Source organism: Alteromonas sp. HB246098 (assembly GCF_054890645.1).
Genome location: NZ_JBTZUG010000001.1, coordinates 1,258,130 through 1,283,921, shown reverse-complemented (window position 1 = coordinate 1,283,921; position 25,792 = coordinate 1,258,130). Strand labels below are relative to the sequence as shown.

Sequence of the window (25,792 nt, the reverse complement as noted above, 5' to 3'; positions counted from 1 at the left end):
GGGAGAGGTCAACCATTGTTTACGATAATGAGTATATTTTTCGTATATAAAAGCTATCTTTTAATTATTTAGGATGATCATCCTAATATCTGCTCTTTAGGCTGAAGGTGTTTCACACTTTACGTTGTATTCGGCAAACCTTAATATTGCTTAAGCAAATCGTTAGGATGCATATACTAAAAAGCTTAAAAAGATGATATTTGGATTGGTGGGATACCATGCAGTAAAAGTGAATAATTATTACTTATTACGTGTTGAAGTGAAACTTTTCCAATCGAGCCGGGTGGATAAGCGCATTTCTCGTAACGAAAGAGAACGCGGGTTAGTTTTTGATTTATAGTTCCACATATGACCGCAGCAAGCACTACTCATTATAGCTTTAGTAGGTTTTAACAACGTAAGTGTGGTGCATGATAGTTGGGACGAAGAAAATACGCTTTTTGATATTTCATCAGTAGGTTGAGTGTTAATAGTATCTAGTGTCGAACATTTTTTAGTTAGTTGGCCTTCGCCTAAATCGAACCAACCATGTTTATTTAAATGAATCTTGTCTCTGGACTCCCGAAACATATCAATAGAGTCAAGTTCAATGGTAAGCCCTTCAATGCTTTGAACAAGTACAGGAACAACTAAACCGTAATCCGTATTTTTCTTAAACCATTGTACACATTTTTCATTATCTTGCGTTAAACCAGGGCACTTACCCGGTTGCTTAGAAAACCAACTTCCGTTGTGCGTATCGACTTTCAGCGGAGGAGACAATTGAAGTTGTGTAACCATAAAGCGAGCAACGCTTCGAATATGATAGGGCAGACCGCCCATTCGACGTTTCAACATTGACGCGTTGTTTGTGTTCATATGAGCGAGTGTCAATAATTCTCTCTCATAGAGCGCAGTACAAATTTCGGTGAACTGCGCATGGCTTCCCCCTAATTCACCCGATTCACTGAAAAAGCCTGTTTGAGATCGAGAAGAAGGTTTCTCTGATGTCATTACTTATCTGCACATGTGTTTGATTATTGTTTAACCGTACCAAGAAACGGCAATAAGCGCCACATAGCGATTTCAATAGGCATTGCCTCCAATGAGCTGAGCGATTGACAAACTTAAGTTTCATCCATTTTTTAACAATGGATTGGCATACTACTAATTAACGAAAAATCTGTATGACCAATTATGTTGCAAGGATTGCGGCATGTATAGGCAATGTTAAAAAATAAGAATAATACGTTTAAAATGTATAACCTGTTGTATTTTAGAGTTTATTTTATATTTAATATGACGTGGAACCTTATTGAATTATCCTTTGTAAATATTGGTAATGCCAAAAATATAAACAAAATTGACCATTTTTTAACATTTTGTGTTGACCAATGTAAAAACTTGTCTTACTTTTGTAACTGTCTTGTAAAGTAGGTGTAAGACAAGTTTGCAGGGCGGGTAAGTTGCAAATCAATTAAGTGGTAAGGAATGAGTGATTAGACATTCCTCAATCCTTAAGAGGAAAACACACATGGCACACAAGTTATCAAAGATTACACTTGCGGTACTTTCGGCTACGACACTAAGCCTAACCGCATCAGTAAATGCACAAGAAACACAGCAAGAACAAAACGAAGATGTAGAAGTCATTGAGGTATCGGGTATCCGTGCGTCGCTCGCGAGCGCAATGAATGAAAAGCGTTTTAAAAATAACCTTGTTGAGGTTATCGAAGCAGAGGACATTGGTAAGTTACCAGACCAGAACTTAGCAGAAGTATTAGAGAACATTACCGGTATTCAGATTACGCGTGAAGCGGGTGTTGGTACGGGTGTTCAAATTCGTGGTACCGATGCCAACCGTACTGAAATCAACGGTGTTTCAACAGTTGGCTCAGGTGCAGGTCGAAGTGGTATTGACTTTGAGGACGTTTCAGCAGCGATTATAGCAGGCCTAGAGGTTACCAAGTCACCTGATGCAAAAACCATTGAAGGTTCAGTGGGTGGTACGATCAACCTAAAAACAATCCGCCCCTTACAGCTTAATGAACAGCTTGCAGCATTTCGTGTACAAGGTGAGAACAGCAGCCTAACTACTGATAGCAACTTTCAACCTCGTATTTCAGGCACGTTTGGTGATAACTGGGATACCGACCACGGTACCATTGGTGTTGTAATAAGTGGTAGTTATGCTCAGCAAGACGTAACTGCATTTCGTCCTCGCGCAGATAGAGATAACTTAGTTGCTTCAGATAGTGGCGTAGCAAGTGCTCAGTCTTTTGATTTTCTACCTATCCAGTTCTTCGTTCAAGATTATGATAACTTCGAGTACGAAACTAAAAACCTAGTAGGTACTATTGAATGGGCGCCGAATGACAACACTAAGTTTTTCTTTGACGCCATTATTAATGATCAAGAACGTTTGCAAGAGAGTTCTCGAGTTCAAGCATCGGGTGTAAGTGCGCTAAATGACATTTCTGTTCCAGACGAGTTTGAAACTATCGATTTTGGTTCTTTAGGTGGTACAAACCTAGGCTCTATCCAGGCGGCACTACGTGGCGTTATACCTGTAAACCTGGAAAACGATGACGACGATCCGAACCTACGTTTATCAACAGATACAAATTCTCGTGTAACGAAGAGTGAAATTTTCCGTCTTGGTGGAGAATGGCAGGGCGAAAAGTGGAGCGTATTTGCAGAGGTAGCCTCTTCATCGTCTGATACTACTACGCCAAGCTTTAATACAACGCTTAACTTTATCAACCCGAATGCGCCGTTAGATGCCGGTGGTGCGAACGATAACTCAGTACCATTTGCGTACGATCTTAGCGGAGGTGCACTAACATTTGGTATTGCTGAGGGAGCAGAATATGCCCCAACTGTAGAGCAATTATTAGACCCTTACAACGTAGTACTTCGTGACGTTAACATCGGGCGTGATGTTGTTGAAAATTCTGAGGATGCGTTCAGAGTCGATTTCACCTATTACGTTGACTCGCTTATCACATCTGTTGATTTTGGCTATCGTTACAACAAGTCTAGCAGTATGATGCAGGACATCAGTACTAGTGTAGGTTTGCGAACAATGGAAGATAGTCCGCGTGGTGACCTCTTCTCTGATTTACTAGTGGCTGGCCCAGACAACTTTAACGAAGCTGATGGTAGAGAGTTATACGTAAAAGATTTTCTTCTCATCGATCCTGAACTGGTTTCTTCTGACCCAGACGGTGTATTAGCAACGCTACAAAGTGCGCTTGAAGCACACGGCTCTTCACGGTCATTAGGTCAACCAACGGCAAGTTCGTCAGGTTTCTTTGATATCGAAGAAGATACGCACGCACTTTATGCTCAAGCTAACTTCGAGTATGAAATGTTTAGAGGTAACTTCGGTTTTCGTTACGTTCAGACTGATCTAACTTCAACGGGTAACTCTGTAACAGAGGATGATGCTGGCAACGATATTGTTTCTACAATTGTATCTGAATCTGATTATAACTACTTCTTACCACGTTTTAACTTAGTTGCTGATGTGGCGGATGATGTTGTGTTGAGGTTTGGTGCGGGTAAAGATATTCGTCGTCCTAACTTTGACGACCTTTCTACATCGGTAACATTCAGTACTAGCCCTAACCCGAACGTAGCTATCGGTAATCCTAACTTGAAACCTGAAGAGGTTATTTCTTACGACATAGCCGCTGAATGGTACTTCGCTGAGGCGAGCGTGTTGAGTGTTGGCTTTTTCCACAAGACGCGTAAAGAGTTACACGTAGACCAAATCGTAAGTGCTTTTGAGGATCCTACAACCGGTTACCGCGATCTCACTGACCCATGTGAAGGCGGTGGTATCTTCAACCCTATCGCTGATATTAACGTGTTTGGCCCAGAACTAGGTACAGGTGTTTGTGTTGGTACTGAGACAAAAGTGAACGATCCTGCTGAAACAACACAGAAGGGTATCGAAATTGCTGTTCAATATGACCTTTCCAGCTTTGAACAAGAACTAGGCTGGGCATCAGGGTTCGGTGTGCTTGCTAACTACACAATACAAGAATTCTCTGGTGGTAAACTAGAAAATTCTGCGACAAGTCGTGCAGACGCGGTATTCGCTGCTACTACGGGTGTCGAAGATATCGACGTAACGGCAGTTCAAGGTCTTCTTAACCTTTCAGAAAACGCTTACAACATTACGCTTTACTACGAGAAGTTCGGTTTATCTGCTCGTATGCGCTACACATGGCGTGAAGCTTACCGTACCAATGACTTCGGCAGTACGTCTAGCTTCCCATGGGGCTTCCCTGCGGTACAAGCTGACCGTGGTCAGTTAAATGCAAGTGTGACTTACGATGTTAACGAAAACCTTAATATTGGTGTTGAGGCAGTAAACATTACTGAGTCTGAAGTAGAGCAGTACTGTGTCAACGAAGGCTCACTTCTGTGCTTCCAAGGTCTTACTGACCGAAGAATTACTGTAGGTGCAAACTATCGTTTTTAATTTGTAAAACAACTGCCGTGGCACGCGGCAGTATATACACCCTGGATCACAAAGTGTGGTTGTGATGTGTGCATTAGCCCTAACGCCAGTTAGGGCTTTTTTTGTTTTTTTAAAAGCCCTTATATTGTCGCTATTTATCTATTTTTGACGACTTGCCTTTCCTATTGAATTCATGTGCGAATGTAGTTAACTGAAATTCTCATATCGTCACTGAGCTAGGCAACTTCACTGAGTAGCTAAAAACCATAAGTGATTGGTTGAAGGGGCTGTGATTCGCTTTAAGCTTTCTGGAGAACAGAGAACAGAGAACAGAGAACAGACTCGACGAGAGTATTGTTGATTATCAAATACAAAAAAGGCACCGCGTATTACGCTGGTGCCTTTTAAAAAGTGAGTTAAGCCACTTTGGGGCTAAACTTATTGACCTTTAATTTCGCTGCGGCCTTTATAAGTTGCTGCGTCGCCAAGTGCTTCTTCAATACGAAGCAATTGGTTGTACTTAGCAACACGGTCAGAACGACATAGTGAACCAGTCTTGATTTGACCCGCCGCTGTACCTACTGCAAGGTCAGCAATGGTCGCATCTTCAGTTTCTCCAGAACGGTGAGAGATAACCGCTGTAAAGCCAGCGTCTTTCGCCATTTTAATCGCGTTAAGGGTTTCAGTTAGTGAACCAATTTGGTTGAACTTGATAAGGATTGAGTTACCAATACCGTTATCGATACCGCGCTTAAGAATCTTAGTGTTGGTAACAAATAAGTCGTCGCCAACTAGCTGTACTTTGTCACCAATCTTTTTAGTTAGGCTTGCCCAGCCGTCCCAGTCGCTTTCGTCTAGGCCGTCTTCAATTGATACAATTGGGTACTGTGAAGAAAGGTCTGCAAGATAGTCGCCAAACGCTTCTGAATCGAAGCTCTTGTCTTCGCCAGAAAGTACGTATTTGCCTTCTTTGTAGAATTCAGACGCCGCACAGTCTAGTGCTAGCGTGATGTCTTCATTCATTTTGTAGCCAGCATTTTCAACGGCTTCTACGATTACCGCTAGTGCTTCAGCATTTGAGCTAAGGTTAGGTGCAAAACCACCTTCGTCACCAACTGCCGTGTTAAGGCCTTTAGCAGAAAGTACTTTCTTAAGTGCGTGGAAAATTTCAGCACCCATACGTAGTGCTTCTTTGAAGCTCTTCGCGCCAACTGGCTGTACCATGAACTCTTGAATGTCTACGTTGTTGTCAGCGTGCTCACCACCGTTGATGATGTTCATCATAGGTACAGGCATTGAGTATTGACCAGCAGTACCGTTTAGGTCTGCAATGTGCTCGTAAAGCGCTACGCCTTTTTCCGCCGCTGCCGCTTTAGCTACAGCAAGAGAAACAGCCAAGATCGCGTTTGCACCAAGTGTTTCTTTATTTTCTGTGCCATCAAGGTCAATCATGATGCCGTCGATATCAGCTTGTGCTAGTGCATCTTTGCCGATAAGTGCTGGCGCGATGGTATCGTTAACTGCTGCAACTGCCTTTGTTACACCTTTACCTAGGTAACGAGACTTGTCGCCGTCGCGTAGTTCTAGTGCTTCGCGGCTACCAGTAGAGGCACCTGATGGTGCTGCAGCTCGGCCCATTACGCCCGATTCTAAATATACGTCTGCTTCTACAGTAGGGTTACCGCGTGAATCTAAGATCTCGCGTCCGATAATGCGACTAATTTTCGCCATGTTTTTTCCTCAACAATTGAATGGGGCGCAACGGGAGAGAGCGCCCCTTTTATTAGAAATTAGTGATTTTCTTTCTGGTATTTTCCTGCCGCAGCAACGAAACCAGTAAATAGTGGGTGTCCATCCCGAGGAGTTGATGTGAACTCAGGGTGGAATTGGCCCGCAATGAACCATGGATGATCAGGGATTTCCACCACTTCTACAAGTCGCTTGTCAGTGGACAAACCACTTACCTTTAATCCTGCCGCTTCGATTTGGTCGCGCAGGTTGTTATTTACCTCGTAACGGTGACGGTGACGCTCGTAAATCTCAGCATCGCCATACATCTCGTGAACTTTTGTGCCTTCAATAAGGTGGCAAAGCTGGCTACCTAAGCGCATAGTGCCGCCCAAGTCAGACGTTTCGGTACGTACTTCAGTGGTACCCGCAGCGTCTAACCACTCGGTAATAAGACCTACAACAGGATAAGGTGTGTCTGGATTAAATTCAGTACTGTTCGCGTTTTCCATACCTGCCACATTACGTGCATATTCGATAAGCGCGACTTGCATACCTAAACAAATGCCTAAGTAAGGCACCTTGTTCTCTCGAGCATAACGGGCTGCTGCGATTTTACCTTCAATACCGCGTTCACCAAAGCCGCCAGGTACTAAGATAGCGTCCAACTGCTCTAGAATTTGCGTGCCCTTGCTTTCCACATCTTGTGAGTCGATGTGATGGATGTTCACGGTAAGGCGATTTTTAAGACCGGCGTGCTTAAGCGCTTCATTAACTGACTTATAGGCATCAGGCAATTCAACGTACTTACCAATCATACCGATATTTACTTCAGCTGTAGGGTTAGACTCAGCGTAAAGCACTTGTTCCCATTCAGATAGGTCTGCTTCGTTGCACTCTAAACCAAAGCGGTCTACAACCAGCTGGTCCATACCTTGCGCTTTAAGTGCAGCAGGAATACGGTAAATGCTGTCTACGTCTTTAAGTGAAATAACCGCTTTATCAGCAACGTTGGTGAACAGCGCGATTTTAGAACGTTCGCTGGCTGGTAATGCACCAACTGAACGGCACACAAGAATGTCTGGCTGAATACCAATAGAGCGCAGTTCTTTTACCGAGTGCTGTGTAGGCTTAGTTTTTACTTCACCTGACGCTGGCATATAAGGTACTAGCGTTAAGTGCATGAACATAGCGCGCTCACGGCCCACTTCCGTACCAAGCTGGCGAATTGCTTCTAAGAAAGGTTGTGACTCAATGTCACCCACGGTTCCGCCCACTTCAACAATAGCCACATCGTGGCCTTCAGCACCTTCAATTACACGGCGCTTAATTTCATTGGTAATATGAGGGATAACCTGAATAGTTGCACCAAGGTAATCACCGCGACGCTCGCGCTTTAACACTTCCTCATATACACGGCCGGTAGTGAAGTTATTGCGCTTTGTCATGCGGGTGCGAATAAAACGCTCGTAGTGACCAAGATCGAGGTCGGTCTCAGCGCCGTCATCAGTAACAAATACTTCACCATGCTGGATAGGGCTCATAGTGCCCGGGTCGACATTGATGTAAGGGTCGAGTTTTAACATGGTTACGGTGAGACCGCGAGCTTCCAGAATTGCGGCCAGCGATGCTGCAGCAATACCTTTACCTAGCGATGAAACTACACCACCTGTGACGAAAATATAATTTGTCATGCGAAACCTAGAACGTTTGGGTTGTATGGTAAATATAGGCTGAGTTTAGAACAAAACCAGCTACACTTTGGACGGGGCGATAGTATACGCAAAATCATGTGGGCAGACAATCAATTTGCCCACATGATGCGCAATTTATACGCGCTTAAGCTTGGTTTAAGACTGGCTTAGACGCTTAAGTGTGTAAATAAGGTCTAGCGCTTGGCGCGGTGATAGCTCATCGGGCGATAAGTTTTCAAGTGTCTCTACCACTGGGTGTGGTTTATCTGGAAATAGCATTTCCGCTTGGCCTTTTGAGTTTGTCTTGGCTTTGCCTGAGGCGCTTGTTTTACTTAGGTCTTTACGAGTACGCTGTGACTCAGTTGATTTACCAGCAGTTTCAGCCTCGTCACTGGTCATGAGATGTGACGACTCTAATACGGCAAGCTTTTGTTGGGCCGCTTTTATTACCGCTTTAGGCACACCTGCAAGTTGAGCAACCTGCAAACCGAAGCTTTTACTCGCTGCGCCTTCTGATACCGTATGCATGAAGCGTATGGTATCTTCAAATTCTATCGCGTCTAAGTGCACGTTCACCACGCCACTTTGTGTTTCAGGAAGCTCAGTAAGTTCGAAATAATGGGTAGCAAAAAGCGTATAAGCATTAAGCTGCTTTGCTAAGTAACTTGCACAGGCCCAAGCCAGTGATAAACCATCATAGGTACTGGTGCCGCGTCCTATTTCATCCATTAATACTAGCGAGTTTTCTGTGGCATTGTTTAGGATGTTCGCCGTTTCTGTCATCTCGACCATAAAGGTAGAGCGACCTGAGGCTAAATCATCCGATGCGCCAATACGCGTAAATATGCGATCAAGCTTTCCTATATGGGCGTTTTCAGCAGGTACAAAGCTACCAATACAGGCTAGTAACGCAATCAGCGCAGTTTGTCGCATGAAAGTTGATTTACCGCCCATGTTAGGACCGGTAATGATTAACATGCGGCGTTCGGTATCTAGCTGAAGTGGGTTAGCAATGAAAGGGTCTTTCATCACGTTTTCAACTACAGGATGGCGACCAGCGTCATAGGTAAGTACGCATTCTTGGCTTAGGTTTGGGCGATACCAATCAAGTGACACGGCACGTTCAGCAAAACAGCACAGTACATCAAGCTTAGCTAGCGCAGAAGCCGTTTCAATTAACCTGTTTAGGTATGGTGCAAAATTGTCGAACAGTGCTTCATAAAGTTGCTTTTCAAGGGCAAGTGCAGCGCCTTGGCTACTTAATACTTTGTCTTCGTGCTCTTTAAGTTCTGGTGTTATGTAGCGCTCAGTGTTTTTAAGGGTTTGTCTGCGAATATATTCAGCAGGCGCTAATGCACTGTTGGCCCGGCTAATTTCAATAAAGAACCCGTGAACTTTGTTATATCCCACTTTTAGCGTAGAAATGCCGGTGCGCTCGCGCTCACGTTGTTCCATAGCGTCTAAGTAGTCGGTAGCTCCTTGTGATAGCTTACGCAATTCATCAAGTTCGGCGTTGTAGCCCTCGGCAATTACGCCGCCATCGCGTATTACCACTGGTGGGTTATCGATAATGGCATCATTTAACAGGGCTTGAAGCTCAGGGTAAGTGCCAATGGTTTCGCTAATACTTCTGATTTGGCCTGTGTCGAATCGAGCTAGGGCATCTTGTAAGTCAGGCAATGCATTAAACGCATTTTTTAGGCGAGCAAAGTCCCGTGGCCGCGCTGAACGAAGGGCTAAGCGCGCCATAATACGTTCTATATCACCAATGTGCTTTAACGCGGTGCGAATATCTTCAGGGTCATCATTAATGAAAGTTTCAACAGCATCTAAGCGGCTGTGCAGTTCGTGCTGATCGGTCAACGGCGAGTGAATAACACGCTGTAGCATACGACTACCCATGGCCGTAGTGGTGGTATCCATCACGCTGAACAGCGTATTTTCCTGTCCGCCCGACAAATTATGGGTAAGTTCTAGGTTTCTGCGGGTGGCAGCATCAAGCTGAACGCGGCTGTCTTGCTGTTCGGTCTGGATGCGGCGAATGTGAGGCAGAGCAGTGCGCTGGGTATCCTTTACATATTGTAAAACACAGCCGGCTGCGCCTAAGCCTTTAGTGACGCCTTTTATTCCAAAGCCATCTAATGTTTTGGTTTCAAACTGTGCGTTTAATTGCTCTGTAGCGGTGTCTATGTCGAATTCCCATTCAGGACGGCGTCTAAGCCCTTTGCGGTTTTCAACCAATGCCAAACTTTCAAACCCTTCAGGGTAAAGAAGTTCTGCTGGGTTAATGCGCTGAATCTCCGCCAATAGGCCTTCATCACTATCGCTTTCAAAGATAACGAACCTGCCACTGGTGACATCTAATGTTGCCAAACCATAATGCATACTATGACCGCACACTGCCGCAAGAATATTGTCGCGACGTTCTTCTAGTAGCGCTTCATCGGTCACTGTGCCGGGAGTAACAATACGCTGCACTGCGCGTTCAACAGGGCCTTTACTGGTGGCAGGGTCGCCAACCTGTTCACAAATGGCAACCGACTCGCCCATCTTGACTAAGCGCGATAGGTAGCTCTCAACCGCATGGTAGGGCACACCCGCCATAGGGATAGGTTCGCCGCCAGATTTCCCTCTTGCTGTTAGCGATATATCCAGTAATTCCGCAGCTTTTTTGGCATCGTCGTAAAACAACTCATAAAAGTCGCCCATGCGATAAAATAGTAGAATATTCGGATGCTGCGCCTTAATAGTCAGGTATTGGCGCATCATAGGAGTATGTGATTCCAAAAAAATGCCTCTGCGAATTTGTTGCTGGGTTTAATGCCTGTTAAGGGGAATAAATGATAAACTCACGCCCACTAAGATCAAGCGAAGATCTGATAAAGCACAACAGGTGTAACTAGGTATATCCAAATGAGCACAACATTTTCAACTGATTCGACGGCAAACGCCAGCCCTTTAAAGCTTGATAGCGCATTATCTGCGCAAGTTCAGGCATTAGGAGATGCACTTAGAGCAAAAGGTTGGAGTGTATCTAGTGCAGAATCCTGTACAGGTGGGGGGATTGCTTTTGCTTTCACCAGTGTGTCGGGAAGCTCTGACTGGTTTAATCAATCTTGGGTGACCTACTCAAATGATGCGAAGCAGAACATATTAGGCGTTACCGAGCAGACGCTTAATGAGCACGGTGCAGTGTCGAAGCAAACGGTAAAAGAAATGGCAGAAGGCGTGCGACGTAATAGCGGTGCGCAGTTAGTTGTGACCGTAAGCGGCATCGCTGGACCTGGCGGAGGCAGCGAAGAAAAGCCAGTAGGCACTGTGTGGTTTGGCTTTTTATGTGATCAGAAAGAAGAACAAGTTAAAAAGGTGTTTAGTGGCGATAGAGACGAAGTGCGAGAGCATGCTATTACGTTTGCCATAACACACTTAGTTAAAATGTTGAGCGAAATTTAAAAACATTGGTTGAAACTGTATGCTTGTACAGTATAGAATGTGATCATTATTTGGTACGTTTACTTTCTAATTAGCGAAATCATTAACGCAAGTATGTAACAAGTAATTGAGTGTTCAGGCTATTGAGTGTTACAGGCAATTGATTAATGTGTAGCCAGTTAACGAACAATTAGTTGATTAAGGTGAAGCAGGTACAGCGTTTTCCAACATTACAGCTGCCTTCGTCATCAAGAACGTAAATTAGTACTAAGAAAGAATTTAACCGCAAATCCTAGAGGATACATACGTGGACGATAACAAATCAAAAGCTTTAACCGCCGCAGTTGGCCAAATTGAAAAGCAGTTTGGTAAAGGCGCTATTATGCGCTTAGGCGACAATCAAGCCATGGATATTGAAGCGATTTCTACTGGCTCACTAACCATTGATATCGCTCTAGGTATAGGTGGCTTACCTTGTGGACGTGTAGTAGAAATTTACGGTCCTGAATCGTCAGGTAAAACAACGCTTACGCTTCAAGTTATTGCTGAAGCGCAGAAGAAGGGTAAAACCTGTGCGTTCGTAGATGCTGAGCACGCTCTAGACCCAGTTTACGCTGAAAAGCTTGGCGTAAACATCGATGAACTATTGGTATCTCAGCCTGATACTGGTGAGCAAGCGCTAGAAATTTGCGACATGCTAGTACGTTCAGGTGCAGTAGACGTTGTTATCGTTGACTCGGTAGCAGCGCTTACACCTAAAGCGGAAATTGAAGGTGACATGGGTGATTCTCACGTTGGTCTTCAGGCCCGTCTAATGTCACAAGCGTTGCGTAAGCTTACGGCTAACATTAAACGCTCTAATACGCTATGTATCTTCATCAACCAAATTCGTATGAAGATTGGTGTAATGTTCGGTAACCCAGAAACCACTACCGGTGGTAACGCGCTTAAGTTCTACTCTTCTGTTCGTTTAGACATCCGCCGTATCGGCGCAGTGAAAGAAGGCGACGAGGTAGTAGGTAACGAAACCCGCGTGAAAGTAGTGAAGAACAAAGTCGCGCCTCCGTTTAAGCAAGCCGAGTTTATGATTCGCTACGGTGAAGGTATTAGTAAAGAGGCTGAGCTTATCGACCTTGGTGTTAAGCAGAAGCTTGTTGATAAAGCCGGCGCTTGGTACAGCTACAAAGGCGATCGCATTGGTCAAGGTAAAGCGAACGTAATGAAGTATCTTAAGGAACACCCTGAAACCGCTAATGAGATCGAAACCAAGATCCGTCAAGAGTTATTGCTCTCTAAAACCATGCAGGCTGAAGAAGCCTTGCCACAGGGCGAAGACGACGTTCTTCCTGAATAAGATAGGTTTTACAAGTATCTTAAAAACCCACCGAAAGGTGGGTTTTTTTATGCCTTTGCTACGCAGGGTATATTAAGAAATATTTACTAACACTTAATATCCGGTTGAAACTTGTACAAAAAATAAAAACAGGGAATGCTGTAATAAAGTACGATAAGCGAAGACTACAAAGAAAGATTGGCTTTTGGGGTATTTCCAAGGTTCAACATTTCGGAATATGAATAAGGGAAATTTGCGGCTACAGCAAATAATGCCTTGAACAACGATTAATATTGAGAACAGCTTACATCAAGAGGGAAAAGGGAATGATTGAAATATCAGGTCTCGCTAAACGCTTTACGGTGGAAAACCCGAAAAAGCTTAGCGAACAAGAGAAGAAGGACCCGCGTTTAAAAGGGCGTTATTTTCAGTCAGTAAGGGATGTGTCTTTTACTTGCGAAAAAGGTCAGGTTCTGGGACTGCTAGGGCCTAACGGCGCAGGTAAAACCACTACATTGCGTATGCTTTCAACAGCGCTTAAACCCGACAGCGGTAAAGTGCTCATAGGTGGCGAAGACGTACTTTCTAACCCAAACATTGCGCGAAAAAAGATTGGTTTTCTTTCCAGTTCAACGGGTCTATACGGCCGTTTAAGTGGGCGTGAAAATATTAGCTACTTCGGTGAGCTACACGGCATTTCAAAAAATGTGATTAATGCACGTATTGAAGAGTTAGCTGACTTGCTCGATATGCAAACCTTCCTTGATAGAAGAGCGGAGAATTTTTCATCAGGCATGAAACAAAAAGTGTCGATTGCCCGTGCGGTTATTCATGAGCCAGAGTTGGTGGTTCTCGATGAGCCTACAACTGGCCTTGATATTATGGCGACTAGTACCGTAATGGAATTTATCCAACGTCTTAAGGATAAAGGTACACCGGTAATTTTCTCTACTCACCACCTCGACGAAGTACAAGCTCTTTGTGACAAAGTAACAGTCATTAATCAAGGAGAAACAGTATTTAACGATTCGCTTGCCGCCTTTAGTGCACTTTCTGGTAATGGTGCAGAGGCTGGGCAAATGCACAAGAGCTTCCTAAAAACACTTTCAATGGATTCTGAGGAGATGGGTAATGTGGTTAATCTTTAAAAAGGAGTTCAAAGAGCTATTACGGGATAAGAAAACCATCATATTTATGATTGGTTTACCACTTTTATTATTCCCTGCCATCTTTGGTGTCGCATTCTTTTTTATGAGTTCAGCGGCGGACAAAGCAGAGAACGCGGTGTTGAAATACGCGATTGTTGGCGAAACCTATGCACCGGAAATTGTGCAGTCTTTTAACGACGCTTCTGATAAATTCGAGCCAGTTATGATTGGCGATGAGACTGACTATGCCAAACTCATTAAAAACGAAACGTTGGACTTTGTGTTGGTTATACCAGAGAGTTTCGATAGTGATGTATTAAGTTCAGGGCAACATAAGATTCAGCTTTATTTAAACGATGCAGGCCTAAACAAAGTTATGGGGCGTGTTTCCGATATTATTGATGAATATACAGACGCGTTTCAGCAAAGCGCGTTTGCACAGCTAAACCTTGATGAAACCCAGCAAGAGGCTTTACTAAAGCCCATTAAAATAGAAAAGCAAAATGTGGCGGATGATCGCGAAGTGTGGGGTGAACGTTTAGGCGGTATGCTGCCTTACTTTATATTCATCTTGTGCCTACAAGGTGCCATGGCGCCAGCCTCAGACTTGGGCGCAGGTGAAAAAGAACGTGGTACCTTAGAAACCCTGCTTATATCGCCAATGGATCGTCACAAGTTGGTATTAGGTAAGTTCTTTACGGTAGCTACCGCAGGTATTGTTACCGCGCTAATAACGGTGTCTTCCATGGCGATATGGGGGCTAGTGTTATCCCAAGGCATGGCTGTTGAATTCGTCGTTGAGATCATGTCAATGATAGGTCTTGTAGACTTCTTACTGATTTTCTTGATGTTAGTGCCAGTGGTCGCAGTATTTGCGGCGGTATTGTTATCGCTTTCTATTTATGCCCGCTCTTTTAAAGAAGCGCAAAGCTATATGGGGTCACTAATTATGGTGGTTATCTTCCCCGTAATCATTGCGATGATGCCGGGAGTAGAGCTAAAAGGTGGCTGGGTTTGGGTACCGCTTACTAACGTAGCCCTTGCCATGAAAGAGCTGTTCAAAGGCACTATGGATTACTTCGCGCTATTTGGCATATTTACGTCTACAGCAGTCATTGCGGCAGGTCTTATTTTCTTTTGTATCCATTGGTTTAACAAAGAAAAAGTACTGTTTAGATAGTCTGAAAAGTATTGAGTGAATAGCAAAAGAGCTCGCTTAACGCGGGCTCTTTTTTAAATAGATGTCCCGTCCTGAAATACGTTGACATAAAGAGGATTTCTTTATGACAACTTCAAGTAGTCAAAGACCTAAGCGTACACAGTAACGAGCTTGTCATTAACCAATCACTTATGAAAAAGAAGTGGGTAGTTTGTCGATATAAATGACGTTGTGTAATTACCTATTGAAATTGGTATTACCCTCACACTTCAAAATCCACCCGTTTAATAATACCTTCCCACCCAGGAGGAATTTTTCCCTGCAAAACGTACGAGTAAGCAAGAAGTTCAGCGATGACGTAATAAAGTGACTCGGGTATGTCTTGTCCTACATCTAATGTGTTGAGAACTTCACTTAAGTAAGGGTCTTCATGAATAAGAATTCCAGTTTCTTCAGCCATGGCGATTATTGCCTCAGCTAAGTCTCCATATCCCTTAGATACTACCTTCGGCGCATTTTTCTTGTCGCCGCCATCGTATTTTAGGCCAATAGCGCGTTTTGTCTTTTGAGAATCAGTCATACTCCTTCTACCTAAACCCTAGCTTCAAATATCTGATGAGGGCGTGTGTTTAACGTTTCAGGGATATGGCCTCGCTGGTAACTTGTGTTTTCAACCACAAGTCCGAGAGAGGAAAGGCGTTTATGCAGGTAGGGTAGTGTGTCGCCAATACGCCTGAGCACTTCATCGTTCGATGCATATAAGTCTAAGTTAATCGTGTCTTTATCAATCTTTGACTTCGCCAATACTTGCCCGCTATCTCCAATGTCTAGTTTCATCGTGATATTCCAAAGCGAGCGCTGGCCTATTTGTGCGTGTTTATGTTTCTGCCCGCTTTGGTCTCGACTTATCAAGAGCTCGGGCGGACTGTGATGTTGTGAAAGCGACGGTAAAACGTAATAGAAACTATCTTGTCCTTGAATACGGGAATCGACATTCGCTACTTTGCTTTGCTGATGACTGCTTAGCAAGGTTTTGAGTTGAGAAAGCAACTGCTGGCGCCCGTCTAACTGGTTCATGTCTTGGCTAACGCGACTTGGTTGAGTGGTCACTCCCATATTCGATAGCGTCTTTGAAACGATAGAGTCAGGTGCATCTATTTGGGTTTTTAAGCTAGGCTGTCTTTGCATGGCTCGGCCTGCTAGCGCCAACTGAACTAAAGCAACCATGCCTTGTACGAAGCTCGATGAACTTACAGGCGATGTTAAATTAACCGGAGTAGTCACCAAGGCTTGTGTTGAGATAAGCTGCTGCAAGCGTTGAGATAATCCTTGGTCGTTCATGTCTAGTGCGAGCTTTTTAGGCCCGCTATTAACGTCGTTGGCAGTATTTACGCTCTCTCCCACGAAGCTTTCGCTTGCTTTTACGCCAGCAAGAAGCTTGTCGGTGTCTGAAATAATAGGGGAGGCTTCTGCCCCCTTACTTTGTATAGCTGCCAACTGTTGAGCAATACTACTCAGTAAACTATTTGATAACCCTTTTGCTTGTGTGCTTAAAGACTGAGCTAGGGAGGCAAGTGATACCTGTGATACAGAGGGTGATTTACTTCCACTATCCTTTCCTTGTATTCCCCCCGTTTCTTCAGACCCATTGGTCTTCGATTGCTTTAACGCATTTGACGCCGCCATCAATTGCTCAATAGTAGGCTTGGGTGGTCCGATAAAGTCCCCATTAAACGCTCTGGCTTGAGAAGGTTTGCTGTTGAGCGCATCAAGGCCTTTTAGCTGCTGTAATATCTTATCAATATGCTGTACATCAGGCGCTTTGGTCGCACCGACATCTTGAGATAACTTTCCATTCTCAACGATAGTGACAAGCTGGCTTAACGCTTGGTTTGTATTGCCCGTCTGGCTTAGTAAGACTCGGGAAAGGGCGGTGATCGCCCTGTGTACATCCGAGCCTTTAAGTGATGTGGGGGCTTCTTTATTAATGTGCGCAACAGTAAATGGGATACTTCCAGCACCCTTATCTAAAACGGTATCGATGCCTTTTGCGGTTACTTTTGGGAGTTGTGATAGGTCGAGTTTGTTTACCTGTTCTGCCTTTAAAGAAGGAATGGCAAAGGAAGATGAGCTGCTCTGAGGCAAGCTTATTTGTACCACCGGACTTTGTTGCACTGTACGTATTGAAAGCTTGCTATCAATCAAGGTTAGCGCAGATACAGCTTTTAATGCGTCGGGTTTGGTGCCTAAACTTTTTATAACAGTATTAAGACTGGGAGGGTTATTGGAATTGTGTTCAATGGCGACGCCACCTTGTCTAATCGAACTTGCAATAACCTGCTGTTGCAAATTAGCACTTATATTTTTGTGTGTAATGGTGGCGAGATTACCGGCGTTAACTCTTGGATCATTGCCTGCTTTTGAGAGCTCCTGAGAAACCTGAAGTGTGATATGACCATTACTTTCTCTACTTAGACTTAAGACAACTTGCTGTCCAAGCAGCTTTTGAAGTGCGGTTTTAGCACCACTATCAAGCTTTTCAGTACTAATGCCGTTAAGGGGCAGGACGTCGCTTTTGGAAGTGTTAATTTGAAGCTGCCCGAAGCTCTCGCTTTTTGTTGAAATAGCGAGTTCACCTTTAAGGGTCACGGCAGCATTATTTGCAGCGAGCGCCTTTGCCACGGCTTTGAACAAATTCGCTTTATCAGAGGGCGTTAATACGACGTTCTGTTGCGAGGAACGTGTAAAAAGCAATACCGCACGCTGAGAACCAGATTGGTCAGATAGAGTACTTTGAGGCACGAGAGCAAGCTGAGCATTGTTAATTGCTTGCTTTGGCAGTTTTGCATCTGTCTCGGCGGGTAAAACAATATTTAGTGTTTGCGGTGCTGAAACAGCGCTACTTGAAGGAATATTATTTACCGGGGCGCTTATCGCTAATACGCGTTCGGGCAAGCGTTCAACTATTACTTTTGCCGCATTATCTAACGCGGCTGCCTGAGACAATGTGGCATTAGTAATAGCGGGAGACGTACTTCCTTTTTGCCCATGAGCCGCAGCGTTTACACTTCCTGTTTGTGATAAGGATTCTGAAGCCGAGCCAGAAGATGGATTCGAAGCGGCTGCCAATAGTGATGATAATGGTGTTGTCATGTTTGTAATATCGGCACGGTGGCGCTTTTCCTTACTAATTAAAGTATAGCAAAGCTATTAAGGGCTGTTTCCAATTTACGCAGGGCCACCAATAGGAAAAAGAAAAACTTCCCATCAAAGGCAAGATAACCTAAGTGAAAATGCCTTTGTCGTTGAAGTAAATCATATTTAATTGGAATTCGCGACTGCGAAAAAGCGTTCATGTGGTAGACTAGCGCCATTTTTTATAACCTCTTCTGAACGTTGGAGTAGCTAGGCAGTGTTAGAGGCGCGCGGGTTAACATGCAGCAAACGAGACAGAACCCTTTTTGAGGGTCTTTCACTTGTCGTTAGTGCTGGTGAATTGCTGTATTTGCGTGGACCTAATGGCGCGGGGAAAACCAGCTTGCTTCGCATTCTCACCGGGCTAAGCTCACCTGATCTAGGTACCGTTTTTTATCAAGGAATAGACGTATCTAAGGACAAGTCAGGCTATTACCATGATCTCCTTTATCTAGGTCACAAAAGCGGCACTAATGGTAGCCTTTCGGCATTAGATAACCTGTCGTTCTGGTTAGCCCAGCACAAGGTATCGGTACCAGTTAATACACTATATGACGTTTTAGAAAAAGTGGGGTTAGTTGGTCTTGAAGACGTGCCGGTAAGGTATTTATCTGCAGGGCAACAACGTCGTGTTGCGCTATCAAGACTGTGGCTAAAGCCGTCAAAGGTATGGATATTGGATGAACCGTTTACGGCGCTAGATGTGAAAGGGGTTCATATGCTTGAAACTAGTATGGAAGAGCACATTAGCGGCGGCGGTCTCATTATCACCACTTCACACCAACCTTTGTCAAAGACGGCAGGTGAACACCGCGTATTCGATTTGGAGTATCGCTTCTGATGTCACTATACCGAGGAATTTTCAAGCGCGATATACAGATTGCGTTTAAGCAAAAAGCAGAGTTAGTGCAGCCACTAATGTTTTTAACCATGGTAGTGACTTTGTTTCCGTTAGGCGTTAGTCCGTCCCCCGATACCCTTCAGCGCATTGGGCCAGGGGTAATTTGGATTGCCGCCATACTGTCCTCTCTCATGGCGATGGAAAGGCTGTTTCGCGATGACTTTCAAGACGGTTCGTTAGAGCAGTACATACTTTCTGGCATGGCGTTGCCAGCGGTAAGCGCGGTGAAAGTGACCGTACATTGGCTGGTTAGTTTCGTGCCCTTATTTTTGCTTTCCCCGTTATTAGCAATGTTCTTGAATTTAACAGTGGATATGTATATCGCGCTTGTTTTAACTTTGCTGCTGGGTACGCCGCTACTTTCTTTAATTGGTGCCATTGCGGTAGGGCTTACCGTTGGATTGCAAAAAGGCGGGGTACTTTTAGCACTGTTACTTATCCCTGTCTTTATTCCTTTACTAATATTTGCCACGTCGGCTGTGGATTCTGCCGCACTGCAATTACCTTATCATGCGCAACTTGCTATTATTGCCGCCATGCTTTTATTGGCTGCGGCATTGGCACCGTTTGCCATCGCGTATTCTTTAAAAGTGAGTCAAAACTAATGTGGAAGTGGTTACACCCCTACGCAAAAACAGAGCGTGCTTACCAGCTTTGTCTAACTTTACAGCCTTGGTTTTGGGTTGGTGCTTTAGTGTGTTTGAGCATAGGCACTATATGGGGGCTTGCCTTTGCGCCCCAAGATTATCAGCAAGGTGATTCGTTTCGTATTATTTACATTCACGTGCCTAGCGCCATTTTATCTATGGGAACTTATGTTGCTATGGCAATTGCAGCCCTCGTCGGTATGGTTTGGCAGTGGCGTACTGCTTATATGAGCATGATTGCCATGGCGCCCATTGGCGCAGTAATGACCTTTATCGCTTTGTTCACAGGGGCGGCTTGGGGTAAACCTATGTGGGGTGCTTGGTGGGTATGGGATGCGCGCCTGACATCAGAGCTTATTCTACTTTTCTTGTACATGGGGGTTATAGCCCTTTACGGTGCATTTGAAGACAAGCAACAGGCTGGTAAAGCCGCAGGCGTAATGGCTCTTGTTGGTGTTGTTAATATCCCCATTATTCATTACTCAGTAGAGTGGTGGAACACGTTACATCAAGGCGCAACAATCAGTAAATTTGACAACCCTTCGATTGCGCCTGAAATGTTATGGCCGCTGTTAATTAACTTACTGGGTTTTGCTTTCTTTATTGGTGCTGTGACCACAGTGCGTCTACGCAACGAAATTGTATTACGAGAAATGCACAGGCCTTGGGTACAAACGTTGGCAATGAAAGCAATGTCAAAGCAGCAAAGCGATACGGCAAATACATTTGGAAAAGAGGGCAATTAAGATGCAGTTTGAGTCCTTTGCCGATTTTTTAGCTATGGGCGGCTATGCGTTTTACGTGTGGCTGTCGTTTGGCGTTACTTTTGCGGCAATGGCTATTGTCGCCGTACAAAGTTTTATTAAACATCGCGGCCTTTTAAAGCAGGTGGTGGTGGAAAAAGAACGCAAAGCGCGCATTAAAAAAGCGCGACAGCAACAGCGAGATAACGCTTAGTTTAGCGTTAAAATTTAATTTGGCATTTGTTTGCGTTTTTATCGTTTATTAGTTTTTTCGAAGTGAGAGTTGCATGAACCCGAGACGAAAGCAGCGATTGGCCGTAGTAGGAATTATCGGTTTTTTAGTAGTAAGTGCAATTGGATTGATGCTTTACGCTCTAAACGACAGTATTGACCTTTTTTATACGCCCAGCGAAATTATTGAAGGCAAAAATGGACAAAAACCACAGGTTGGCCAGCGTCTTCGTATAGGCGGTATGGTGGTACCTGGCAGTGTGAAAAGAGATCAAGAGAGTTTGGCTGTGAGCTTCGACCTAATCGATACTGGTCCAACGGTTACTGTGACATATACAGGCATCTTGCCTGATTTGTTCCGCGAAGGTCAGGGCATTGTGGCAACGGGGATACTTACCGGCGAGAAGAATATCAAAGCGCAGGAAGTACTTGCTAAACATGATGAAGAATACATGCCACCTGAGCTGGCAGAAAAAATGAAAGGCATTAAACACGTTAAACCTGACAATATGCCTTCCTACGAGTCGTCTAACGGCACTGGAGGCAAATAATTTATGGTGCCTGAGATTGGAAATATAGCGCTAACGCTAGCGTTGGTATTGTCTATTTTATTAGCGGTTTATCCTTTATGGGGGGCGCATCGTCAGCATGAAACGTTAATGGCTACTGCCAAGCCGTTAGCTATTGGCCTATTTACGTTTACACTTATTGCCTATGTCTGCTTGACCTATGCGTTTGTTACCGATGATTTCAGCGTGGCTTACGTTGCGCAGCATTCAAATAGCCGGCTTCCTATCTATTATAAAATTACCGCTGTATGGGGCGGCCACGAAGGCTCTTTCCTACTGTGGGTACTGATGCTTTCAATCTGGACAGTGGCTGTGGCGATATTCAGCAAGGGTATTCCACTTGCTATGGTCGCTAGAGTACTGTCGGTGTTAGGCATGGTAGGCATTGGTTTTTACTTATTTATGCTGCTTACCTCAAACCCTTTTAACAGCATGCTGCCGTTTTTCCCAGTCGACGGGCGAGATCTGAATCCGCTGCTACAAGATTTTGGTATGATCATTCACCCGCCTATGCTTTATATGGGCTATGTTGGCTTTTCTGTCGCGTTTGCCTTTGCAATTTCAGCATTAATTTCAGGTCAGCTAGACTCAACCTGGGCACGCTGGTCAAGGCCTTGGGTTATCTCTGCCTGGGCTTTTCTTACCGTAGGTATTGCGCTGGGCAGCTGGTGGGCGTATTACGAACTTGGCTGGGGTGGCTGGTGGTTCTGGGATCCAGTAGAGAACGCCTCTTTCATGCCTTGGCTGGTCGGTACTGCGCTAATGCATTCGTTAGCCGTTACCGAAAAGCGTAAGGCGTTTAAGTCGTGGACCGTACTGCTTGCTATTGCCGCATTTAGTTTGAGTTTACTTGGCACTTTCCTAGTGCGTTCAGGGGTAATTGTTTCGGTGCACTCGTTTGCAAGCGATCCTACTCGAGGCTTATTTATACTGGGAATATTGATTGTACTTAGTGGCTTTGGCTTACTGCTTTACGCTATGCGTGCTGCTTCACTTAAAAGCCCAGGCCGCTATCAAGCGTTTTCCCGTGAAGTGTTGTTAATGGGAAATAATGTCTTTTTATGCGCAGCAACACTGGTTGTATTGTTGGGTACCCTGTTGCCACTTGTACATAAAGAGTTAGGCCTAGGCAGTATTTCGGTAGGCGCTCCGTTCTTCAATCAAATGTTCACCTTATTGATTGTGCCTTTTGTACTAATGCTAGGTCTTGGCCCGCTTACGCGCTGGAAACAGCAAAAAGCCAGTGAATTACAAAAACAGCTATTAATCGCTGGCGGTATTGCGCTAAGTGCAGGTGTGTTAGTGAACTTTGCCTATGATGAACCAACTTATATGGGCGTTTTAGGCATGGTGTTGGTGTTTTGGATCTTAGTCACTACAGTGCAAGAGGTGATGCAGCGTCTATCGGCTATGCCATCAAGTAACAGTGATAATGCATCGGTGCTAGCTAAACTTCGCAAGCTTACGCCAAGTCACTGGGGAATGGTGCTGGGCCATGTGGGTTTTGCTATCTGCATTATCGGCATTACGCTGGTTTCAAACTACGAAATGGAGCGCGATGTGCGCATGGACATCGGCGATACCGTTTCTCTTGGCGGTTATGACTTTAGTTTTAGAGATGTCGTCAAAGTTCAAGGTCCGAACTTTGAGGCGGACAAAGGCGTATTCGACGTTTATCAAGACGGTGAATTAATCGCGCATTTAGAGCCGGAAAAGCGTTTGTATATCGTACAGCGTATGCCAATGACAGAAGCGGCTATACATTCAAACCTAGCACGAGACTTATTTATTGCTATGGGTGAACCGTTAGACAACGGTGCTTGGGCCATTCGTATTTACATTAAACCGTTTGTTATCTGGCTATGGGCTGGCGCTGTAGTAATGGCGATAGGCGGCATTTTTTCCATTAGTGACAAGCGTTACCGTATGGCTAAGGTGAAAAAGATAAAGCGAGTATTTGGTGGCAATAATGACGTGAACTCATCGACAGGCAATGAGCAAGCATCCGTTGTTTCAAATACTTCAGTGAAAGGAGACGCGTAATGAAAAAAGCTCCACTTGTTGCGATTCCATTGGTGTTGTTTTCTTTGCTGGTTATTTTCTTATTCAAAGGGCTTTTTTCTGACCCTAGAGAGCTAGACTCTCAAGTTCAAGATAAAACATTACCTGCTTTCTCACTTCCAGATCTTATGCAGCCAGATATAATCTATACCCCAGAAGATTTAAAAGGAAAGGTGACTATCTTAAATGTATGGGGGGTGTGGTGTGTGACTTGCGCTGTCGAAATGCCGTATCTTACCCAGCTTAAGAATGAGCAAAATGTTCACATTGTGGGGTTGTATTTCGACCAGGATTTAGACCCAGACTTTGGCACAAAAACACTTAGTCGCGTTCAGCAAGAAGTCACAGACATGCTCAGCCGCTATGGCAACCCCTACGCGTACAATATCTTCGATGTTTATCGCGATACCTCCCTTGACCTTGGCGTTACTGGTGCACCAGAGCACTTTGTGATTGATGCTGAAGGCATTATACGTATGCATCACATAGGCGATATTAATGAGCGCGTGTGGAATTCAAAAGTTGGTCCGCTTTACAATAAGCTAGTTGCCGAAGCGTCTGGCAAAGTAAGTGAAGATAGGAAAGTGGACGTTGACGCTGTAATGAGTGACGCCCAAAGTGTTCAAGGAGGTGAGTGAGGATGTTAGCTAGCAAAGCTACCCATATACCTTGTGAAGCCTATAAGGTTGATACAGATGTGCATGTTGCTAACAATATAACTATCAACTTTTCCGTTTTTAAAACGCTAGTGACTAGGGTTTTTGCCCTTTTGCTGATAGTTGGCGCTTTCTCGGTACACGCCGCTGAAGATAAATTTACCTTCGACACTTCAGCGCAACGTGAGAGCTTTTTAAAACTTACCGCTGAACTGCGTTGCCCAATGTGTCAAAACCAGAATATTGCAGATAGCGACGCCATGATTGCCCACGACATGCGCCGAAAAGTATACACCTTACTTAAACAGGGCAAAACAGAGCAGGAAGTCATTGAATTTATGAAGTCGCGCTATGGCGACTTTGTACATTACCAACCGCCTGTTACGGCTGCGACACTGTGGCTTTGGGCTGGCCCCGTATTGTTTATATTCATTGCCTTGTTGGTTGTAATTCGCCGGAAATCGGTAACGCCACCTGAAGATATGGCCGCTAAGTTAGCCAAAGCAGACAAAATGTTGGAGCAAGAGAAAGAATGAGTTGGTCTGAGTTTTATATCATTGTTTCAGGCTTAATTACGCTTGTTCTATTAATTGTCGCTTTCCCATGGCTGCGTAATAAAAATCACGCAAAACAAGATAGTTTAAGCAATACGCAAATTGTTAAGCAGCGCCTTGCAGAGCTCGACCGTGAAGTGCAAGAAGGTTTGATCAGCGAACATGATAAGCGCCAAGCTGTTGATGAACTCAAGCTTGCGCTGGTAGATGAAAGCGCGTTCCAATCTCATAAAACGGGTAATGCAAAACTTCCGCTCGCGATTGGCGCCGTGCTTTCGATAGCCTGCGGAGTGATTGTATATGCACAGGTAAACCAAATGGGCCGTGTTGCCCAGGCAGCACAAGCCATTGAAGCGTTACCCGAATTGAGTAAACAGCTTGCCAGCGGTAATGCGAATAACCTGACCCAACAAGACATTGCTAGCCTTGCTCTTGCTATACGCCAGCGTTTGAGAGAAGAGCCCGAAGATGACACCGGGTGGATGTATTTTGGCAGATTAATGCTCAGTATTGGCCAAGAAGTACAGGCCATTGAAGCTATTGATAAAGCGGTAAGTTTGGCACCGTCTAACTCTGCTAATCGCATTACGCTTGCTCAGGCCTTGATGACCACAGGGGATGTAAACAACTTAGAACGTGCACAATCTATCTTGTTGGGCTTGCTAAACGACAATCCTGAGAATGATAATCTTGCGCTGATGATGGCGGTGGTCTCTGCTCAACTTGGCGACCTTGAAAATACTCAGCGTTTTTATAAGCAAGTTGAAGGTAAGTTGCCAGCTGATAGCGATATGGCGCAGCGTTTAGTTGAGCGTATAAAAGAGCTACAAGGGAATACCAGTGAAATGGCAGCGCTACAAAATACAGCTGCTGAAATTACTGATACACCAACAGCGCAAAATGCCAGTAGCGAAGCGAAAAATACTAGTAGCGAAGCGCAAACCGGCTTTAATATTACGGTGAATTTATCTGACGACGCTTACATAAAAGCGCCTAAAGATGGTTTCTTGATAGTGTTCGCTCAAGATGCGAACTCTGACAACAAAATGCCTGCTGCTGTGGTTAAACTGCCGATAGATGACTTCCCCGTTTCCGTTACTCTAACCACAGAGAACGCAATGATGCCACAATTCACGCTGGCCACACTTTCTGATGTGATGGTTACCGCAAGACTATCCAAAGATGGTAATGTGGCAGTTTCAAAAGGCGAATGGCAAGGTAGTGTGAGTGCAAGCGTTACTGCCAACGAAATATCTTCACTAAGCGTTATTATTGATAAGGAATTATAAGT

The 25,792-nt window shown here is 44.6% G+C and carries 20 protein-coding genes; 14 read left to right on the top strand and 6 right to left on the bottom strand.

The genetic code is table 11. From position 1 onward, the window contains the following. Positions 1 to 240: 240 nt before the first annotated feature. Positions 241 to 993 carry a hypothetical protein gene (locus tag ACYTPF_RS05475; RefSeq protein WP_461851447.1) on the bottom strand — a complete coding sequence of 251 codons (753 nt, stop codon included), beginning with the start codon at positions 991 to 993 and terminating at the stop codon, positions 241 to 243. A gap of 520 nt (positions 994 to 1,513) precedes the next feature. Here ACYTPF_RS05475 and ACYTPF_RS05470 point away from each other — a divergent pair. After that, a complete protein-coding gene (locus ACYTPF_RS05470) occupies positions 1,514 to 4,471 on the top strand; it encodes a TonB-dependent receptor (RefSeq protein WP_461851446.1) in 2,958 nt (985 codons plus the stop codon). 417 nt (positions 4,472 to 4,888) lie between these two features. Here ACYTPF_RS05470 and eno read toward each other — a convergent pair whose 3' ends face one another. The 3 genes from eno to mutS form a co-directional block, all read right to left on the bottom strand. Further along, positions 4,889 to 6,181, bottom strand: a complete 1,293-nt coding sequence (gene eno, locus ACYTPF_RS05465; protein ID WP_269918844.1) for a phosphopyruvate hydratase — start codon at positions 6,179 to 6,181, stop codon at positions 4,889 to 4,891. 59 nt (positions 6,182 to 6,240) lie between these two features. Then, positions 6,241 to 7,872: a CTP synthase gene (locus ACYTPF_RS05460; RefSeq protein WP_461851445.1), complete on the bottom strand. Its 1,632-nt coding sequence runs from the start codon at positions 7,870 to 7,872 to the stop codon at positions 6,241 to 6,243. 156 nt (positions 7,873 to 8,028) lie between these two features. Continuing rightward, positions 8,029 to 10,641: a DNA mismatch repair protein MutS gene (gene mutS, locus ACYTPF_RS05455; RefSeq protein WP_461851543.1), complete on the bottom strand. Its 2,613-nt coding sequence runs from the start codon at positions 10,639 to 10,641 to the stop codon at positions 8,029 to 8,031. A 144-nt stretch (positions 10,642 to 10,785) separates the two neighbouring features. Here mutS and ACYTPF_RS05450 point away from each other — a divergent pair, with 144 nt between their 5' ends. The 4 genes from ACYTPF_RS05450 (at position 10,786) to ACYTPF_RS05435 (ending at position 14,965) form a co-directional block, all read left to right on the top strand. Next, positions 10,786 to 11,325: a CinA family protein gene (locus ACYTPF_RS05450; protein WP_461851444.1), complete on the top strand. Its 540-nt coding sequence runs from the start codon at positions 10,786 to 10,788 to the stop codon at positions 11,323 to 11,325. Between the two features lie 286 nt (positions 11,326 to 11,611). Then, the gene (gene recA / locus ACYTPF_RS05445; RefSeq protein ID WP_179982559.1) at positions 11,612 to 12,658 is read left to right on the top strand and encodes a recombinase RecA; all 1,047 of its coding nucleotides are present in this window, start codon (positions 11,612 to 11,614) and stop codon (positions 12,656 to 12,658) included. A gap of 305 nt (positions 12,659 to 12,963) precedes the next feature. Then, positions 12,964 to 13,785: an ATP-binding cassette domain-containing protein gene (locus tag ACYTPF_RS05440; RefSeq protein ID WP_118490106.1), complete on the top strand. Its 822-nt coding sequence runs from the start codon at positions 12,964 to 12,966 to the stop codon at positions 13,783 to 13,785. Further along, a complete protein-coding gene (locus tag ACYTPF_RS05435) occupies positions 13,769 to 14,965 on the top strand; it encodes an ABC transporter permease (RefSeq protein ID WP_179982560.1) in 1,197 nt (398 codons plus the stop codon). The genes ACYTPF_RS05440 and ACYTPF_RS05435 overlap by 17 nt, the downstream gene beginning before the upstream one ends. Before the next feature lie 241 nt (positions 14,966 to 15,206). Here ACYTPF_RS05435 and ACYTPF_RS05430 read toward each other — a convergent pair whose 3' ends face one another. Then, positions 15,207 to 15,524, bottom strand: a complete 318-nt coding sequence (locus tag ACYTPF_RS05430; RefSeq protein ID WP_461851443.1) for an EscU/YscU/HrcU family type III secretion system export apparatus switch protein — start codon at positions 15,522 to 15,524, stop codon at positions 15,207 to 15,209. An 11-nt stretch (positions 15,525 to 15,535) separates the two neighbouring features. Continuing rightward, complete coding sequence (locus tag ACYTPF_RS05425) at positions 15,536 to 18,097, bottom strand: flagellar hook-length control protein FliK (RefSeq protein WP_461851442.1); 2,562 nt, start codon at positions 18,095 to 18,097, stop codon at positions 15,536 to 15,538. Between the two features lie 259 nt (positions 18,098 to 18,356). Here ACYTPF_RS05425 and ccmA point away from each other — a divergent pair, with 259 nt between their 5' ends. From ccmA to ccmI, 9 genes are all read left to right on the top strand, one after another. Beyond that, positions 18,357 to 18,980 (top strand): cytochrome c biogenesis heme-transporting ATPase CcmA, encoded by a 624-nt coding sequence (gene ccmA / locus ACYTPF_RS05420; RefSeq protein ID WP_461851441.1) that lies wholly within the window; start codon positions 18,357 to 18,359, stop codon positions 18,978 to 18,980. Further along, positions 18,980 to 19,645, top strand: coding sequence for a heme exporter protein CcmB (gene ccmB / locus ACYTPF_RS05415; RefSeq protein ID WP_179982563.1), 666 nt, complete (start codon positions 18,980 to 18,982; stop codon positions 19,643 to 19,645). Before ccmA ends, ccmB begins: the two co-directional genes overlap by 1 nt. Further along, positions 19,645 to 20,433, top strand: a complete 789-nt coding sequence (locus ACYTPF_RS05410; RefSeq protein ID WP_461851440.1) for a heme ABC transporter permease — start codon at positions 19,645 to 19,647, stop codon at positions 20,431 to 20,433. Before ccmB ends, ACYTPF_RS05410 begins: the two co-directional genes overlap by 1 nt. Position 20,434: 1 nt before the next feature. Beyond that, positions 20,435 to 20,644 (top strand): heme exporter protein CcmD, encoded by a 210-nt coding sequence (ccmD, locus tag ACYTPF_RS05405; RefSeq protein ID WP_461851439.1) that lies wholly within the window; start codon positions 20,435 to 20,437, stop codon positions 20,642 to 20,644. Between the two features lie 73 nt (positions 20,645 to 20,717). After that, complete coding sequence (ccmE, locus tag ACYTPF_RS05400) at positions 20,718 to 21,212, top strand: cytochrome c maturation protein CcmE (protein WP_461851438.1); 495 nt, start codon at positions 20,718 to 20,720, stop codon at positions 21,210 to 21,212. A gap of 3 nt (positions 21,213 to 21,215) precedes the next feature. Further along, positions 21,216 to 23,273: a heme lyase CcmF/NrfE family subunit gene (locus ACYTPF_RS05395; protein ID WP_461851437.1), complete on the top strand. Its 2,058-nt coding sequence runs from the start codon at positions 21,216 to 21,218 to the stop codon at positions 23,271 to 23,273. Beyond that, positions 23,273 to 23,929: a redoxin family protein gene (locus tag ACYTPF_RS05390; protein WP_461851436.1), complete on the top strand. Its 657-nt coding sequence runs from the start codon at positions 23,273 to 23,275 to the stop codon at positions 23,927 to 23,929. Before ACYTPF_RS05395 ends, ACYTPF_RS05390 begins: the two co-directional genes overlap by 1 nt. A gap of 2 nt (positions 23,930 to 23,931) precedes the next feature. Next, the gene (locus ACYTPF_RS05385; protein ID WP_461851435.1) at positions 23,932 to 24,483 is read left to right on the top strand and encodes a cytochrome c-type biogenesis protein; all 552 of its coding nucleotides are present in this window, start codon (positions 23,932 to 23,934) and stop codon (positions 24,481 to 24,483) included. After that, positions 24,480 to 25,790, top strand: a complete 1,311-nt coding sequence (gene ccmI / locus ACYTPF_RS05380) for a c-type cytochrome biogenesis protein CcmI (protein WP_461851434.1) — start codon at positions 24,480 to 24,482, stop codon at positions 25,788 to 25,790. Before ACYTPF_RS05385 ends, ccmI begins: the two co-directional genes overlap by 4 nt. The last annotated feature ends 2 nt before the right edge of the window (positions 25,791 to 25,792 follow it).

Bases quoted from the DNA above. Each gene is read 5' to 3' on its own strand.
- ACYTPF_RS05475 (WP_461851447.1), bottom strand. From the start codon at position 993: ATGACATCAGAGAAACCTTCTTCTCGATCTCAAACAGGCTTTTTCAGT.
- ACYTPF_RS05435 (WP_179982560.1), top strand. From the start codon at position 13,769: ATGTGGTTAATCTTTAAAAAGGAGTTCAAAGAGCTATTACGGGATAAG.
- ACYTPF_RS05385 (WP_461851435.1), top strand. From the start codon at position 23,932: ATGTTAGCTAGCAAAGCTACCCATATACCTTGTGAAGCCTATAAGGTT.
- ACYTPF_RS05395 (WP_461851437.1), top strand. From the start codon at position 21,216: ATGGTGCCTGAGATTGGAAATATAGCGCTAACGCTAGCGTTGGTATTG.
- ccmI (WP_461851434.1), top strand. From the start codon at position 24,480: ATGAGTTGGTCTGAGTTTTATATCATTGTTTCAGGCTTAATTACGCTT.
- ccmD (WP_461851439.1), top strand. From the start codon at position 20,435: ATGCAGTTTGAGTCCTTTGCCGATTTTTTAGCTATGGGCGGCTATGCG.
- ACYTPF_RS05430 (WP_461851443.1), bottom strand. From the start codon at position 15,524: ATGACTGATTCTCAAAAGACAAAACGCGCTATTGGCCTAAAATACGAT.
- ccmE (WP_461851438.1), top strand. From the start codon at position 20,718: ATGAACCCGAGACGAAAGCAGCGATTGGCCGTAGTAGGAATTATCGGT.
- ACYTPF_RS05460 (WP_461851445.1), bottom strand. From the start codon at position 7,872: ATGACAAATTATATTTTCGTCACAGGTGGTGTAGTTTCATCGCTAGGT.
- ACYTPF_RS05390 (WP_461851436.1), top strand. From the start codon at position 23,273: ATGAAAAAAGCTCCACTTGTTGCGATTCCATTGGTGTTGTTTTCTTTG.
- ACYTPF_RS05440 (WP_118490106.1), top strand. From the start codon at position 12,964: ATGATTGAAATATCAGGTCTCGCTAAACGCTTTACGGTGGAAAACCCG.
- ACYTPF_RS05425 (WP_461851442.1), bottom strand. From the start codon at position 18,097: ATGACAACACCATTATCATCACTATTGGCAGCCGCTTCGAATCCATCT.
- ACYTPF_RS05410 (WP_461851440.1), top strand. From the start codon at position 19,645: ATGTGGAAGTGGTTACACCCCTACGCAAAAACAGAGCGTGCTTACCAG.
- mutS (WP_461851543.1), bottom strand. From the start codon at position 10,641: ATGATGCGCCAATACCTGACTATTAAGGCGCAGCATCCGAATATTCTA.
- eno (WP_269918844.1), bottom strand. From the start codon at position 6,181: ATGGCGAAAATTAGTCGCATTATCGGACGCGAGATCTTAGATTCACGC.
- ACYTPF_RS05470 (WP_461851446.1), top strand. From the start codon at position 1,514: ATGGCACACAAGTTATCAAAGATTACACTTGCGGTACTTTCGGCTACG.
- ACYTPF_RS05450 (WP_461851444.1), top strand. From the start codon at position 10,786: ATGAGCACAACATTTTCAACTGATTCGACGGCAAACGCCAGCCCTTTA.
- ccmB (WP_179982563.1), top strand. From the start codon at position 18,980: ATGTCACTATACCGAGGAATTTTCAAGCGCGATATACAGATTGCGTTT.